Raw genomic sequence first — 15,856 nt, 5'->3', positions numbered from 1 at the left:
AAAATGCGAAATTCGATTCAGGGACCACTGTTACGTACCGGAAATAATTCTTCGTTTAAAGCACTGGGTGAAACTGGCTATCCCGTTTTCCGGATGGCATTCCAATTGCGCGAAGCTATCTATCGTTTGGATGCCGGGCGTGATTTAGCACGTCACCTTGCGGTTCCACAAAATGACCAGGGGGGAGATAGAACCGACTGGTATAGCAGCTTTGCGGGTGATGTGATTCCCTGGAGTAGTGCATCCGAAAGCGAGCGAGCCTTAGCACGTCAGCAATTCACCGAATTCCAGATGGCGGTCCAGGCATTAAGCGAACGGATGCTAAATACCGAAGAGAGTGGTGCAGGCGGGGACCGGCACGTATTTGCCCAGTTGTTAAAATCAGTTGTAAATTTCCCCGATGATGAGTTCCTTTATCTGGTCAACGGGGTATTGGTGATCACGTTCTGGGGGTTTGTGCACCCTACGGGGGAGCAAAAGAGCCCAATGCACTGGCTTCAACCCGATTCAGTACCGGTGCAAACGCCTGTTGCTCCCATCGCTCCCGCTACGCAATTATTGGCTCAACCGCTAACCAGGACGCCTCATCCGATTAAGAGCATCGAGACCGTGAAACACACTCGCAGCAGGAGATGGGACTGGCGCTGGTTGCTGTGGTTACTGCTCGCCCTGCTCTCTCTGGCGCTGATTCTGGGACTATTACGGGGCTGTATGCCCTCGCTCGCACTGCCTGGTCTCAATCTTCACAGCCAGCCAATCAAAGATACGAGCGCAAATCCAACGGATAAGGATCAGACTCCGGTCGGGTCAGGCATAGGGGTTCCTGCAGGTTCAGTTGCAGATGTTCCTACCAGTTCAGTTGCAGCCAACAGTACGTCAGTATTAAATCCAACTGGAGTAGTGCCGGAGAATACTCCTCTTCAGGTGGACAGCGAACCTGTAGCAACTGATCCAATTGTCCCTGAAACACACGCTTCTGCTGAAGCTCAACAGCCTGTCACCAATGTTGAAGCACCCGTAACGGAGTCTGTGACTAATACTGATCCCTATGTAACGCCAGCCCCTGAAGCTGCCCCCCATAACAGTGAGCCGCAATGGCCTGCGGAACAATCCAATATAGTGCCACCCATTCAGCCAGAACAGGGAAAAGCGCTGACGCTTCCTGCTGCACTGCCCGATGGACCTGCACAATTTCTTAACGGGCAATGGCGTGTGAATGGCGGTATTCAGGACAAACTCACTGGCCGTCCATTGCAGTTGCAATACGACTTCAGGCAAGGCAATGGCTCGGTCAGCGTACGCCAATCCGATGGCGTCATCTGTAACGGTCCAGCCCAGGGGAGCATGAAAGACGGCGCACTTAACATCACAAATCCTGAACAGATGAAATGTAGCGATAACACTAACTTTATTGGCCCAACCATAGAGTGCAAAGCGCTCAATGCTGCTCACACCGATTGTGTCGGTAACAATGCCGGGGACAAAAATTTCCCTATCCGCATGTTGCAACCCCATTCATAAACAGGGACGAATAGATCATGTTGCCTGAAATTATTTCTTATGATCGCCAGGTCACACTGGTGGGTGATTCGGGAATTCAGTTTATGGATTTCGGTTTAACCCTCAAATCTCAACCCGCGGGCGAATTTGTTAAACTCGCCAACGGCGTACTGACGCGTTTAATTTACAACGAACCCCGCGACTATCATTTTTACCAGCCGACACCGGACAAGATTGAGAAGGCGAAAAGCCAATATGACATTCCGGTTGCGCAAAGTCTGAAATTGCTGGATGGCACCTGGTTGCCGCTACCTCTTTTCCGTTTTAGCTTGCCCAACATTTACCAGGAAGGACCGCTGAACTGGGCACGTTTTCGTATTGTAAAGCTGCCTGAAAAGGATATGGATGGTCACACCCATCGCATGACACTGGCCGTTGATACCCGCATCATGGCCAAACAACAATCGGCAGCTGACCTCAGTCCTAATCATGAAGATGTGAATGCCGGAGCAACCTTTGCGGTGGCTACCGCGACTTACGCGCTCAACTGGTACTTAACGCAAGACTGGGTAAAAGATTGGCTAGTCGACGCTTTCAATGACGCCAGCAAAGGCCGGGATCTTGATGAACGTGAGGACGAGATTGCTCAGCAGTATCCGCTGGCCCACTATCTCAACCTGCTTTCGCTCATGGCCGAGCCGCTTGAAGGTCTGCAAGCGGAGACAGAAGCTGCTATCGCACTGCCGCAGTTTAAGGTGGTCGCCAATCGTGAAGTGAACGCTATCAAACCAATTCCTGTCGATCTGATCCTTGATGTCGGCAACTCCCGTACCTGCGGTATTTTAATTGAGGATCATGGACAGTCTGGATCGGGCCTCATGCACAACTATGTGCTAAAACTACGCGATCTTAGCGCGCCTGAACAGGTCTATACCGACCCTTTTGAAAGTAAGGTTGAGTTCTCACAAGCCTCTTTTGGCAAAGATATTTATTCCGTACGCAGCGGCCGCCATGATGCTTTCCAATGGCCAACTATCGCTCGTATTGGCGGGGAAGCGAGCCGCTTAGCCTCACGCCGTCGCGGAAGCGAAGGATCTACAGGCTTATCCAGTCCAAAACGTTACTTGTGGGATGAAAAATTCTATGGCCAAGGCTGGCGCTTCAACAGCGGCTCGGCGCAGGATAGTAACCCTCTCGCCACTGCTGCCCCCTTTGCCAGTTTAATTAATGAAAAAGGCGATGCCCTGCATACCATCGAAGATGAGATGGATCGCATTCCGGTATTTACACCGCGCTACTCTCGCAGCTCCCTGATGACCTTTATGTTAGCGGAAGTGTTAACTCAAGCCATTAGCCAGATTAACAGCCCCGAACAGCGTATTCGCGAAGGCCATGCGGGTCTGCCTCGCCAGCTTCGCCACATTATTCTGACCGTACCGCCAGGTATGCCGATGGCGGAACGATGCATTCTGGATGACAGAATGCGCCAGGCCGTAGGCTTGGTATGGAAGTCTCTACGCTGGTGCAGTGGTGAAAATGATCCTTATCTGGATGAAAAGGATGACCACAGCAAATCTAATATCAGGATTCCACTACCTAAAATCCGCGTAGAATGGGATGAAGCATCCTGTGCTCAACTGGTGTACCTCTATACCGAGATTAACCAGAATTTTGCCGGTCACCCGGAAATATTCTTCGAAACTCTGGGACGTCCCGATCGTCATGATCGGGAAAAACTCACCATTGCCTCAATCGACATTGGTGGTGGCACTACCGATCTGGTGATTACGGATTATCGTCTGGACCGAAATGGGCTGTCCGGCGGTGGTGCGAATGTACATATCATTCCTCAGCAGCGTTTTCGCGATAGCTTTAAGATCGCCGGTGATGACATATTACTAGATGTCATCCAGTCCTATGTGATCCCCGCTTTTGAATTATCGCTGCGTGAAGCCGGTGTGCGTTCGGTCGAGACACTGATGTCTCATTTATGCGGTGCGCAAAACATCAGTGCCGCAGAAGCGGTACTGCGCCAGCAACTCAGCCTGCAGCTGTTTGTTCCCCTGGCGCTGCACATTTTATCCTGCTATGAGCAATACGATCCGCAGAATGAACAAACTCATTTACTGATCAATCAGCGCGTAAATGAAATATTGCCCACAGGCAGTTTCAGTGCCGAAGTTGAGGGTTTTGTGTCGCGGGAAGTGAAAAAGTCTGGAGGTAAGGATGGCTTCAGACTCACTGACATTACCCTCAACATCGCACTGACAAAAGTGCATAACGATGTATGCTCAGGTAAATTTAACATTGATAAGGTGCTTACTGCCCTGTGTGAAGTCCTCTCCTGTTATCACTGCGATCTCTTACTGCTAACAGGACGTCCCTCACAGCTTCCCGGCATTCAAGCCATTGTTCGTCGCAATTTGCCATTACCGCCAGGGCGCATTCTCGCGTTGCATGGATACCGGACCGGCACGTGGTATCCGTTCCATAAAAATGGTCATATCCACGATCCGAAAAGCACTGCCTCCGTGGGGGCGATGCTGTCACAGCTGTGTGCTAATCATAGTATTCCTAATTTCCATTTTCGCATTTCGGCGTTGAAGCCTTACTCCACTATTCGCCATATCGGCACCATTGATATGGATAACCTGATTCACGATGCCGACGTGATTTATCGTCACATCACATCTGAAAACGGACAGATTACGTTGCCGGTAATTACGAATGAGGCAGGAGAAAGCACAACAGCCAGCATTGTGATGCGAGGGGATATGCGGCTGGGCTATCGCCAGCTGGATGCCGAGCGCTGGTCTGCGTCACCGTTATACACGCTGCGGTTCAGCGAATCTGGACGTGAAAAATTCTCAAAAGCTGTCTCTCCAGACGGTCAATCCCCGTATCTCAACGTCAGACTAACAATTGATAAAGACAAGGCTGCTCACAAATTGGGGCTGATCAGCGATCGCCTGACTATCGCTGATATCAGCAGCAACACAGATAAAACCTTTTCAAAGAAAGATTTAGAGCTGGAATTCAATACCATGCCCGATACGGGACTCATTGATAGCCGACACTGGCTCGACAGCGGGAGTGTGAAAAAATAATGAACAACCATCAAAATACCCTGCAGCAGGGATGGGCGGCTATCGCTCAGGGCTGTCAGGATGCGCTGAGTTGGGTGGATGACGTGCGAACCGGTTCTCGCCGCCTGGATAACGAGGCCGATAAGCTAACGCTGGATCTGTTACGCACGCGTAATCTGGCAAACAGTCTTTCTCAGGTCTCTACCACACCGATGACTGTCGGTTTCTTTGGTATCTCGCAGGCGGGTAAGTCTTATCTGATCTCGGCATTAGCTGCGGGCAGCAATGGCGAACTGGAAGCACGCTATGGCAGTAAAGTGGTGAACTTCATCCGAGAGGTCAATCCGGTTGGCGGCGGCAAAGAGGCGACCGGGTTAGTCACGCGTTTCACCCGACATGCGCCAGAGGCACCAGAAGGTTATCCAATTCCGTTGCGTCTGTTCAGTGAAATTGACCTGGCAAAGATCCTCGCTAACACCTGGTTTAATGACTTTGATCATGAGCAACTGGATTACAAAATTGAGGAGCGCATTGAAGAACGGCTGCGCCCCTATCTGCAATACGCAGGTCAACCGAGCGCAAATAACGGAGTAAGTCCTGAGGACGTGATCGCTTTGTGGGATTATGTCAACGCCTCATTTAAGAATTCAGTTGGCACGCTTGAACACGCCTGGTTACAGCAGGCTCTGGCTATTGCTCCTGCTCTCAGCTCACATGAACGTGCCGAATTTTTCTCTCTCTTATGGGGCGAGCAGCGTGAACTGACAGAAATTTATCGTTCGCTGGCTCAGGTGTTAGCAAAACTCAACCACGCCACAATGGTGTTTGCCCCGTTAGAGACACTGACTGACCATAGTAACGGCAGCATCATGAATGTAGATAGCCTGAGCCGCCTTGGTTCCAGTCAGGATCGTTCTGTAGAAATTCGTTTCTGGCAGGAGGACCATCAGGTCGGCAAAGCTGTATTAACTCAAGCAGAGTTGGCGGCGTTGACCTCAGAACTGGTTTTCCCGCTGGCTGATGTCGCTAACCGTAGCGTGACGGAGCAGGTCGATTTGCTCGACTTCCCTGGTTATCGCGGACGACTTAAGCTTACCGACGTAAAAGACGCCGTTCAGGGTGGGCAGAATCCGGTTTCACAACTGCTGCTTCGCGGAAAGGTTGCCTATCTTTTTGAGCGTTACACCGACAACCAGGAAATGAATGCCTTAGTAGTGTGTGCCAGTTCGGTTAAACAAAGTGATGTGTCTGATGTTGGCCCTGTTCTCACGCGCTGGGTTAACAAAACGCAGGGCAAAAAAGCTGAGGAACGGGGGAAAAATAACCCCGGCTTATTCTGGGCCATCACCATGTGTGATTTGCGCATTGCTGACAACCTTAAAAAAAGCGAAAGCCAGTTACAAGAGGCCTGGGAAGGCATGCTGCAGATGACCTTGCTGGAACGTTTTGAACAATACAGCTGGCTCACAGAATGGTCCCCTGGCAAGCCGTTTAATAACTGTTTCCTGGTGCGCAAACCGGGAATGGAAACCCCTTTTCTGACGCAGGAAGATAGTTCCAATTCAGAAAGCGCGATAGAAGTAGGCATTTCTGAACGTCATCGTGAAGTGCTTGATACCATGGGCAGATTATTCAGCGCGGGCAAAAGAGTCTCTAACCATATTGCTGAACCACAAACAGCATGGCGGGAGATGCTTAAACTCAACGACGGCGGAATCTCGCATCTGACCGAAGGCCTGCGCAACGTTGCCAATCTGGAATATAAATTGCAGCGACTGCATGAGCAGTTAAAGCAATGCCGGCTTGAGAAGGTCGATAAATGTCTCGGTCGCTGGTACCAACATGATGGCGAAGGTCAACTTGTAAAAAAACAGGCGATTGCCAAAGAGCTGTGGCAGGGCCTTTCCGCCTCGCCGCAGAGTATGGGCGAAATCATCAGTCGTTTAGATCTCTCCTCGAATGAATTACGCAGTATCTATCTAAGCATTCGCGAGCAGGATCCAGACCCGCAGGCAGGTGTGGAACAACGTCCGCAGAATATATTTGCCGCGAGTTTGTTTGGCAGTAATCCGTTTGACGAAGAGTCGGACGATGAACAGACCACCGCCACTGAACAGACGCCGGAACGCATCGGTCAGGATGACGAATTTGCCCATCGGGCATTCAAAGCCTGGGTCGCTCATCTGAGAGAGCTACCGTATCAAAACATATACTGGCAGCAATTAGGGATTAAAAGTGAGGCAATCAATCTGTTGTGTGAAGAACTGATCACTGCCGCCACACGTCAGGATCTGGAAGGCACGCTCAAACGCGCGCTGGCTGGTCAGGAGCAGGCGGGAGCGTTGCGCCAGCAACTACTGGCACGCCAGACTCTTCGCGCTCAGTTAGCGATAAGAGATTTTATTGCCTGGTTTGGCTACCTTGCGATGCCGGAATCACAAGTGCCCGAAAGCTATATCGGTGAAAAGAAGAAAGTCTTTGCCCGTCAGGTCTCCCTTGCCAGCGATGAATTACCGCAATTGCCCGCAGTCGCCCCACAGCCCGGAGTCACGTATATGGGCGATTGGTTGTCAGCATTAATGAAAATCACGCTGGATAACGCGGGCCACAGCGCTACGAGTGACATCTCCGCCGAACAAAACCAGAGACTCGGCCAGATTATTGGCAAAATGAAAAAAGAGAACCAGCCATGTTAGCAAAAATATTTCCCTGCCAACCTTCAGAGCCGGGTTTCGCACAATTGATGATTCGCCTGCGTGGCGAAGACGCTTTACTGTCAACACTGAATTTTACGTTGTGCAACAACGAGCAGAACTATCTGCAGCCTGACCGTAGCTGGAGCCCCGCCCCCCACCTGTTTACTATCGCGGGTGGTTATCCATTCAATGGTGGCAGCGGTTTTCGTATTAGCCCTGACATACTTGATCCTTTGCTGGCAAGCACCAGCCAGGTACAGATTCAGGTTCAGTTGCTCTCCGATGAAACCCGGAGTACGACACTGCAGTTGGTTCGTGATGAACTGTTCTCTTCAGGGGCTCGAGGGCAGACTGCCGACTACGGTGGCAGCAGCGTGCTGAATACACCTGCAGCAGAATCTGAACGCACGCCTGCACCTGAAGTGGAAACAGGACCTGAGTCGATGCCACCCGAACCGAGTCGCGTACCAGTGACACCGCGTCCCAAAGGTAAAGCTTCGCTTATTCCGATAATCGTTGCCGTTTTGCTTGTACTGCTGATTACAGCCGCTGCGGCATGGTGGTTTTATGGGCGAGGTCCCACCGCGCCACCAGCAGCAGAAAAACAACCGGAAACGCCAGTCGTTTCCGCCGCAGCCACTCCTGCAGCAAGTGAGTGTTCCCCAGCCAATCTGGACAGCCAGAGTGAGCTCGAGTTCGTACAAAACTGCGTGCAACAAAAGCTCGACAGTGACAAATTGCTGGCCATTATTCAGACAGCAAAAGAGACCAAAAAATGTGGTGTAGCTCAACGCCTTTATGCGCACAGCGCTCAAGGTGGCGATTCTAAAATCGCTCTCGCTTATGCCGCTGAATATGATCCGAAAGATCATAAAGCAAGCGAATGTTTTAAAACCCCAGACCCGGATACCGCCGCTTACTGGTATGACACCGTGCTACAAACTGATCCAGAAAACCAGAAAGCGAAGCAGCGTCTTGAGGAGTTAAGAAAATGATGACTAACCATTTTCTGCGGCTCGCCCTGCCGTTATGTGGTCTGCTTTTGACCTGTCAATTGCATGCAGCAGAGGGAGACAAACCTCTGCTGCAGGAAGGTAAGAAAACATTGTTCCAGCGCGTGTTAACCACACCGGGCTGTAAACTGGGCACCGAAGCGGGTGATGATAAGGGTTCGCTGCAACCCGCCTTCAGCAGCTTTTATGTTTATCAAAAAGCAGATATCAACGGGCAAAGCTGGGTAAAAGTGGGGCCAGATAGTTACGGAAAAACCATTGGCTGGCTACCTCAGTCCTGTACTGTGGACTGGAAAATGCAGTTAACGCTGGCCTTTACTAACCCGGCGAACCGTGACCGATTGGTGTTCTTCAAAGATAAAAAAAGTCTGGAGAAAATTCTCAATGCGCCGGATCCTGTTTCGATAGTGGCCCCGTTACGTGCCCATCTGAAACGTGACGGTCATGCTGAGGGGGTGTTAGCACAGGAACCAGAATACTTTGTCGATCTTCAAAAGCAGTTCTACCTGCTGCCGATTCTCAGTGGTGAAGAGGTGATGACAGAGAGCGGCTTTTACACGCGCTTGCTTAACGTCGCTTCTGTGAGCAAGGCGGATCCCAACGCAAAACCGGTCGACGATGTCAATCAGCTTAAAGGCTTTAACGCCTCAGTGGTTTTTGTTATTGATTCCACCATCTCGATGGGCCCGTACATTGATCGCACTAAAGAAGCGGTCAACAAAATTTATGACAAGATTAAACAGGAACATCTGCAGGAACAGGTAAAATTTGGTCTGGTTTCCTTCCGCTCAAATACTAAAGCTGTACCCGGACTGGAATTTACTTCAAAAATATTCGCCGACCCCAATCAGGTGAAAGATGGCGCAGACTTCCTGCAAAAAGTTGCCGGTCTGAAAGAAGCCACGGTATCCAGTTCTCTGGTCGATGAGGACGCCTACTCGGGTGTGCTTTCCGCGATTGATAACATCAACTGGCGTCCGTTTGGCGCGCGTTACATCGTCTTAATCACCGATGCGGGTGCCATCGATGGCAGTAACAAACTTTCGTCAACCGGACTTGATGCTAAGCAGTTGCGTCTGGAGGCAGGCAACAAAGGCATTGCCCTTTATACTCTGCACCTCAAAACCCCTTCAGGTAAAGCTGACCATGTGAAAGCAGAAGGTCAATATCGTGATCTTTCTAACTTTGACAGCACCCAATCCAATTTGTATCAATCCGTTGATGCGGGCGACCTGAAAGCCTTTGGGAAACAGGTAGATACACTGGCAGCCGCTATTACCGATCAGGTCAAATCTGCCTATATGGGCGATGCTGCTATTGGCAGTGCGCTCTACTCTAAGGACGATAACAGGAAGTCAGGGCCTGAAGACAAATTGCTTGAAGATACTGCGCTGATTGGTCATGCCATGCAACTGGCCTGGTTGGGTAAAAAGAATGACACTCAGGCACCGCTGGTGTTCAAAGCGTGGATTAGTGACCGCGATCTTATCAAGCAGAACATCCCCACCACGGACGTCCGCGTTCTGCTAACCAAAGGTCAATTGAGCGATTTAAGCGATGTTGTAAGCCAGATCCTGCAAGCCGCAAACGAAGGCATGATTTCACCAAACAAAATGTTTGAGCGCTTGCGTACTGTGGCCGCGACAATGGGTGCCGATCCCAACCAACTCAAGCAACAGGACAACGCCAGAATCAACGATCTCGGTGTGTTAGGCGAATATCTGGCCGATCTCCCCTACCGCAGCGACGTATTGAATCTTGATGAAGAAACCTGGAAAAGCTGGGATGGCCTGTCTCAGGAGAAATTCATTCGCACCCTTTCAACCAAATTGCGTTATTACCAGAAATACAATGCGGATGTAGACCGCTGGGTGGAACTCGCCAAAGGGAGCGACCCTCGCGATCGCGTGTACCCAGTACCGCTGGAAATGATGCCCTGATGCTACACATCGATAATTTGTGTGTCGTGCGGGGTCGGGGAGATCAGTCGCACACCGTATGCCTGCCGCAGCTCAGTCTGCGGCCTGGCCAGGTGATGGCAGTAACCGGTGAAAGTGGCTGCGGTAAGAGCACGCTTCTTGAAGCGATTGGTCTGTTATTGCAGCCCGCCAGCCTCGGGCGATTCACACTGGAAACTGAAACGCTGCTCGATGTGGGCATCCTCCTTAGCCAAAATCAGCAAGCAGAACTGGCCGATATTCGCGCTCGCCATTTGGGCTTCGTGCTGCAAAATGGCGGTCTGCTTCCTTTTCTTAGCGTGCAGGATAACATCACCCTGCCCTGCCAGTTGCTTGGTAAAGAGGCGGACAGTGCGATGTTAACAAGGGTTATTGATACGTTAAAACTTGGCCCATTATTAAGTAAGCTTCCTGCACAACTCTCTTTTGGCGAAAGACAACGCACCGCATTTGCCCGGGCTATTCTGCATCGGCCTGGACTGGTGCTGGCTGACGAGCCTACTGCTGCACTCGATCCTCACAATGCCCAGCACCTATTCCGTTTGTTTATCGATTTGGTGGCTCAGGAGGGCATGATGGCACTGGTTGTCTGTCACGACTGGCCTCTGGTCCAGCGCTTCAATCTGCCCTGTTTAGTTGCCCGTACGGGTTCAGGTAGAGCAGATCTGTCAGAGGATCAGAACCAAAGGGGGACTCACTTTGTTCTTTAACCGTACCCTGCTGCTAGGGCGTTTAGCACTGCAGGATCTATGGCACGATCGCATCATTTCATTTTGTATAGCTTCCTCCCTGGTTGCAGTCATCGCTCCACTGCTGCTGCTTTTTGGATTGCGGTTTGGCATTGTCAGTCAATTACAGAATGAGCTCGCCAACGATCCGCGTAACCTTGAAATCAAAATGTTGAGCAGCGGCAGCTATGGTCCCGAGTGGATAGAACAATTGCGTCTGCGTCCGGATGTAGGATTTGCCATTGGGCAGACGCGTTCACTGAATACGCTGGCAGACCTGCAAGTGGACAGCAGCCACTTTATTGAAAATGCTGAAGTGATCCCTACCGACGAGGGTGATCCCCTGACAGGTAGTCTCAGGATTCAGCAAGAAAATGAGGTGGTGCTAACGCAGGAAGCTGCACGAAAACTGGCGGTAAGAGCGGGTGATATCGTGACAATACGCGTCAGCCGACAACTCAATGAGCGCCAGGAGTGGGGGCGTAGGAGACTGGTAGTGGCAGGCATATTACCCGCCACATATTTTAATCGGGCAGCGATTTTTACCCAATCTTCTCTGCTGCTGACGCTTGAGCATTTCAGAGACGGTTACGCGACTCCTGAACTTGGGGTAAGCAGCGGGCAGCCGTTAAATTCCAATCCGCCACGTTATGCGCGAGCCAGGTTATATGCCAGAAGCATCGACCACGTTGCCAGCCTTGAGAGCGATCTGCGCGCACAACGTATCGAAACCTCAAGTCGACTGGCTGATATCGAAAATGTGAAAAGCATCAATCGCGTACTGGGGCTGATCTTCAATATTATTGCCGCCACCGCCCTGGTGGGTTGCATCGCTTCGCTTATCGGATCTTTTATCGCTAACGTCGATCGCAAACGCAAACATATTGCCGTCCTGCGGCTTTTGGGTTTTACCGGCCCGGCAGTGGCAGGTTATGTCATGGCGCAGGGCTGCCTGTTAAGCCTGATTGCCTATTTCGGAGGCTATGGCATTTACCTGATTGCCAGCCAGATTTTTAATCGGGCACTGGCAGCTAGCCAGGCGACAGATCAGATGCTGTGCAAAATTACCGTAACACACAGTCTGCTGGCCATGCTCATCACCGTGCTCGTAGCCCTGGTGGTTGCCAGTATTGGCGCCTATCGGGCCATCAAAATTGAACCTGCGCAAAGTCTGCGTGAGGTTTGATTGATCTTACCCACTTTTTAGTCAACGAAAGATTAGCGGAGAATGTTCGTGACCTTAACACCAGTCTCACTTCCTTACTGGTTAGCTCTCGGCCTGCTTGCCAATGCCTCTTTAGCCCTGGCGGAACCCTGGACAGAGAACACCTGGAATCCTAAACCCGATGGCGAAGATATTGTTCTGCCTATGCCCTGTGAAGGTTCAATGGCGTTCCGTCGGGTCGAAATCCCCATGGCAGGCCCACTTGATGATTTGCCGATCACTCTGGGTCAGGACAGCGGAGACTGGGGTGTCATTGAACACAGTTATCCTGCCTTTATCGCCGGTAGCTTCACGGATAAAAAGGCGAAAGGACGCTACTATCTGGTAGCCAAATATGAACTTACCACACTGCAGTATCAAGCTTTAACACAGGGCACATGCCCTACACCTTCGCGCAAACTCAGTTTACCCATGACAGGAATAAGCTGGTTTGACGCGGTGAGCGCTGCCGATAAATACAACCAGTGGCTGCGCAGCAATGCCATGGATAAGTTGCCAAAAGAAGACGGTGCTGCTGGTTTCTTACGTTTACCAACAGAAGTTGAGTGGGAATTTGCCGCGCGTGGCGGATTAAAGGTCAACAGCGCTGAATTTCGCGACCAGCATTACCCGATGGATGATATGAAAAACTTTGAGTGGTACTCAGGTGCTCAATCATCTAATGGCAGAGTGCAACTCATTGGATTACTGCAGCCCAATCCACTGGGTTTGTATGACATGCTGGGCAATGTGTCAGAGATGATGTTCAATCCATTTTATCTCAATAAGCTTAACCGTTTACATGGCCAGGCCGGTGGTTTCGTTGTGCGTGGCGGCAATTTTCTCTCAGGCCCAACAGAAATTCGCAGCGCAACGCGTAAAGAAGTGAATTACTATGATCAAGCTACCCCTTCCCTGAGCAAAAGCACTGGCCTGCGTCTGGTTCTGGTGGCCCCCACTATTACCTCAACAGATAAAGTTAAGCTCCTGGAAAAAAGCTGGGAAAACCTCGGGGCTGAAAGTCAGGCTAATATTCCAAAAGAGGACGGAACCAAAGACACGGTTAAAGCGCTGGGCACACTTGCGTCGGATGTGGATGATGTAGCGCTGAAGCAGAAGCTTAAAGACCTGGAAAATCAACTTCGTGCCAGTAATCAGAAACAACAGGAAGAACGCAATCAGTCGATTCGCGCCAGCCTGAACCTGGGTTCATTCCTCTGTACCAAATTACAGGATGATGGCCGCTTTCTCGATTTCTTAAACCATAACTACGAACTACTGTGCAAAAACAAAGACGCCAGTGACAAAAACTGCGTCATTCGTAAAACCAAGCTGGGTGAACAATCTGCCAGCCTGCAGCAACTGACAGGATACTATGCCAGCAGTCTGGTCGATGCGGCCACCCTGTATGGGAAAGAGGGGTTGCAGCATGAAGTCACTGTGTTTGATCAAATGCTCACGTTGAATAAACGTCTTTCAGGACTAAAGCCTTTCCTTGCCGCTCACTGGCAGAATCAGCAGAAGTATCTGGAGAATGGCAAGATTGATACCGCTGGCTGGCTCGAAAGCTGTAAACAAATCAACGCTCCGCAAGCCATCACTCAGGCTAAATAAAAGAGAACATCAAACCGACCATAAAGTTTAATAGCAACGCTAATATTCAGCCTGGGCTGGAATTCGACCTGCCAGGCTGAAGAAGTACAGTGCTATATCACTATCAGCAATATCGATAGCTTGTAAATCTGAGATGTTTGTTTACTCATATTCATGCTGGATAACGGTTTAATCTTTGCGTTTAAAGGGCTTGCGATAACAGCACACCAGCCGACAGCTCAAATGCGGGTACAGCACCGCAAAAAAAGCCCCCTATTCCACCAGCAGTGATTTCAGCCGGCTGAGCCAGGCCTCCGTGTCGTTCAGCAGCGCACAGCTGAGATTTTCAATGGTCATGTGTTGCGCCATTGAGGCGCGGCGCAGCAGGCTGTAGGCATCATCCTCATCCAGCCCCAGCGCATTCATCACCCGCAGCTGTGCGGAGAAGAGAAACTTACGCGCCCGAAGTCGCTCCTCCTGCCGCCGGAGCTGCGCGTCGAGCTGGCTGATGTGCGCGGCATGGTTGAGCGCCAGGGTAAAAGCGGTCATCACACCATCAAAGCGCACCGGTTTACGCATATAGCTGTCGATCTTCTGTTCAGCAATCCACTGCAAGCGCGAGGGCGTTTCAATGGCGGTAAGCGCTACCTTTGGCAGCGCGGGCCAGGGGAGCGGGTTCGTGGGGTGAAACAGGGTGGAGTTATCCCCGTCGAACACCAGTAACTGCTGGTCAGCCAGCTGGTTCTCATCCGGAAACACCGTACAGAACAGCCCCTCAATGCCTATGCGGCTGAACTGCTGCGCCAGATGGTGGTTATCACGGTCGGAACAGCCGATCACACACACTTTTAATCCGCGCATCTGTACGTTTTTTCGGCTCATTCGTCACCTCCGCGCGGCATGAGACTCGCGAGATCCACCCTGGCCAGCCAGGGATCGGGTTTCACCGCCGCCTCCGCCTGCCAGAAACTCTCCAGCCTGCCGTTGTGGCATCGCGCCAGATGCGGCGTCAGCCAGCAGTGATTATTGTCGGCGTCGAGGCGGATCCGTCCGGCGGGCGAATCCATCTCATCCTGCAATACCGCATTACGCACACCGTCCACATCCGCATTGCCGTGGCGCGCAATGGCTCTCGCCAGCAAATGTCCGGCCAGCCAGGCACTCTCGCTGTCCACTGAGGGCGAAACCTGCTCACCAAAGCGCTGATGATAGCTGCTCAGAAAACGGTGGTTGGCGGCGCTGTCAATCGACTGAAACCAGCTGGCAGAAACCAGATATCCCTCTAACGCCTCTGCGCCAATTAACTGCACTTCCGGTTCACACAGCGTCAGGCTGAGCTTCAGCACCTCGTTTAGCCACGGCTGCTGCTGGCAGGCCTGGTGCCAGGCGCGATAAAAGCTGTAGGCGCTTTTGCCGACCATGGTATTCAGGAGGACTTTCGGGCGGCAGGCGATAATATCCGCGATTAACGCCTCCACGTTTTCGTCCCCCATCGGCAGTAATTTACTCTGCAATACGCTGCCGCCCGCGGGGATGACGGCTTCACGGGTAAGGCGATCCATCTCCCATGACCAGACATAGTTAGAACCAATGTGATATATCTCCGCCGCCTGCTGCTGTAACAGCCAGCTGAGCATCGGCAGGATATGCTGGTTGGGACTGGCCCCCAGGTAAATCACGCTATTGCTGCTCTCAAACCCCTCATAGCGCGCGGAATGCCACAGCAGCGCGTTGGCACCTTCGATCAACGGCAGAATGGTCTTCCGCGCCGCAGACGTGTAGCAGCCAATCACATGACGTACTCCGTGGCGATAGAGTAAGTCGTGGCAATAGTCGTAATAGAGATCCAGCGACCCCTGTGGATCGCGGATCACGGGCGCCAGGGTAAACGGATGGGCGGGATTGGCGTTTATCTCCTCAATCGCCAGCAGGATGCCGTTGAGCATCTCGCGCCCGATCACCGCATAATCGCCTGACACTGAATAAAGAATACCGACCGGAATAACGGGTTTCGGCAGCGGCTGAGTGGCAGTCATAATAGCTCCTGAATCAGCGCGGCCCGCAGGCCGCGTCTGTGG

The 15,856-nt window shown here is 51.6% G+C and carries 10 protein-coding genes; 8 read left to right on the top strand and 2 right to left on the bottom strand.

From position 1 onward, the window contains the following. Positions 1 to 3: 3 nt before the first annotated feature. Genes FJW00_RS17465 through FJW00_RS17430 form a run of 8 tightly spaced genes read left to right on the top strand, consistent with a single transcriptional unit; the run spans position 4 to position 13,799 of the window. Positions 4 to 1,521 (top strand): SrfA family protein, encoded by a 1,518-nt coding sequence (locus FJW00_RS17465; protein WP_140925135.1) that lies wholly within the window; start codon positions 4 to 6, stop codon positions 1,519 to 1,521. 17 nt (positions 1,522 to 1,538) lie between these two features. Next, a complete protein-coding gene (locus tag FJW00_RS17460; protein WP_140925133.1) occupies positions 1,539 to 4,607 on the top strand; it encodes a virulence factor SrfB in 3,069 nt (1,022 codons plus the stop codon). After that, positions 4,607 to 7,282 (top strand): virulence factor SrfC family protein, encoded by a 2,676-nt coding sequence (locus FJW00_RS17455; protein ID WP_140925131.1) that lies wholly within the window; start codon positions 4,607 to 4,609, stop codon positions 7,280 to 7,282. The genes FJW00_RS17460 and FJW00_RS17455 overlap by 1 nt, the downstream gene beginning before the upstream one ends. Then, complete coding sequence (locus FJW00_RS17450; RefSeq protein WP_140925129.1) at positions 7,276 to 8,277, top strand: flagellar basal body-associated FliL family protein; 1,002 nt, start codon at positions 7,276 to 7,278, stop codon at positions 8,275 to 8,277. Before FJW00_RS17455 ends, FJW00_RS17450 begins: the two co-directional genes overlap by 7 nt. Continuing rightward, positions 8,274 to 10,235, top strand: a complete 1,962-nt coding sequence (locus FJW00_RS17445) for a vWA domain-containing protein (RefSeq protein WP_140925127.1) — start codon at positions 8,274 to 8,276, stop codon at positions 10,233 to 10,235. Before FJW00_RS17450 ends, FJW00_RS17445 begins: the two co-directional genes overlap by 4 nt. Next, positions 10,235 to 10,963 (top strand): ABC transporter ATP-binding protein, encoded by a 729-nt coding sequence (locus tag FJW00_RS17440; protein WP_140925125.1) that lies wholly within the window; start codon positions 10,235 to 10,237, stop codon positions 10,961 to 10,963. The genes FJW00_RS17445 and FJW00_RS17440 overlap by 1 nt, the downstream gene beginning before the upstream one ends. After that, a complete protein-coding gene (locus FJW00_RS17435) occupies positions 10,953 to 12,167 on the top strand; it encodes an ABC transporter permease (protein WP_140925123.1) in 1,215 nt (404 codons plus the stop codon). Before FJW00_RS17440 ends, FJW00_RS17435 begins: the two co-directional genes overlap by 11 nt. A 48-nt stretch (positions 12,168 to 12,215) precedes the next feature. Further along, positions 12,216 to 13,799, top strand: coding sequence for an SUMF1/EgtB/PvdO family nonheme iron enzyme (locus FJW00_RS17430; protein WP_140925121.1), 1,584 nt, complete (start codon positions 12,216 to 12,218; stop codon positions 13,797 to 13,799). Positions 13,800 to 14,051: 252 nt separating this feature from the next. Here FJW00_RS17430 and FJW00_RS17425 read toward each other — a convergent pair whose 3' ends face one another. After that, a complete protein-coding gene (locus tag FJW00_RS17425; protein WP_140925119.1) occupies positions 14,052 to 14,660 on the bottom strand; it encodes an ANTAR domain-containing response regulator in 609 nt (202 codons plus the stop codon). Then, complete coding sequence (locus FJW00_RS17420; protein WP_140925117.1) at positions 14,657 to 15,814, bottom strand: transporter substrate-binding domain-containing protein; 1,158 nt, start codon at positions 15,812 to 15,814, stop codon at positions 14,657 to 14,659. The genes FJW00_RS17425 and FJW00_RS17420 overlap by 4 nt, the downstream gene beginning before the upstream one ends. Between the last annotated feature and the right edge of the window lie 42 nt (positions 15,815 to 15,856).

Source organism: Pantoea anthophila (assembly GCF_006494375.1).
Classification (GTDB): domain Bacteria; phylum Pseudomonadota; class Gammaproteobacteria; order Enterobacterales; family Enterobacteriaceae; genus Pantoea; species Pantoea anthophila.
This window is presented reverse-complemented; position numbering and strand designations above follow the sequence as displayed.

Excerpts from the sequence above, each read along its gene's own strand:
- FJW00_RS17425 (WP_140925119.1), bottom strand. The coding sequence starts at position 14,660 with ATGAGCCGAAAAAACGTACAGATGCGCGGATTAAAAGTGTGTGTGATC.
- FJW00_RS17465 (WP_140925135.1), top strand. The coding sequence starts at position 4 with ATGCGAAATTCGATTCAGGGACCACTGTTACGTACCGGAAATAATTCT.
- FJW00_RS17445 (WP_140925127.1), top strand. The coding sequence starts at position 8,274 with ATGATGACTAACCATTTTCTGCGGCTCGCCCTGCCGTTATGTGGTCTG.
- FJW00_RS17460 (WP_140925133.1), top strand. The coding sequence starts at position 1,539 with ATGTTGCCTGAAATTATTTCTTATGATCGCCAGGTCACACTGGTGGGT.
- FJW00_RS17450 (WP_140925129.1), top strand. The coding sequence starts at position 7,276 with ATGTTAGCAAAAATATTTCCCTGCCAACCTTCAGAGCCGGGTTTCGCA.
- FJW00_RS17440 (WP_140925125.1), top strand. The coding sequence starts at position 10,235 with ATGCTACACATCGATAATTTGTGTGTCGTGCGGGGTCGGGGAGATCAG.
- FJW00_RS17420 (WP_140925117.1), bottom strand. The coding sequence starts at position 15,814 with ATGACTGCCACTCAGCCGCTGCCGAAACCCGTTATTCCGGTCGGTATT.
- FJW00_RS17455 (WP_140925131.1), top strand. The coding sequence starts at position 4,607 with ATGAACAACCATCAAAATACCCTGCAGCAGGGATGGGCGGCTATCGCT.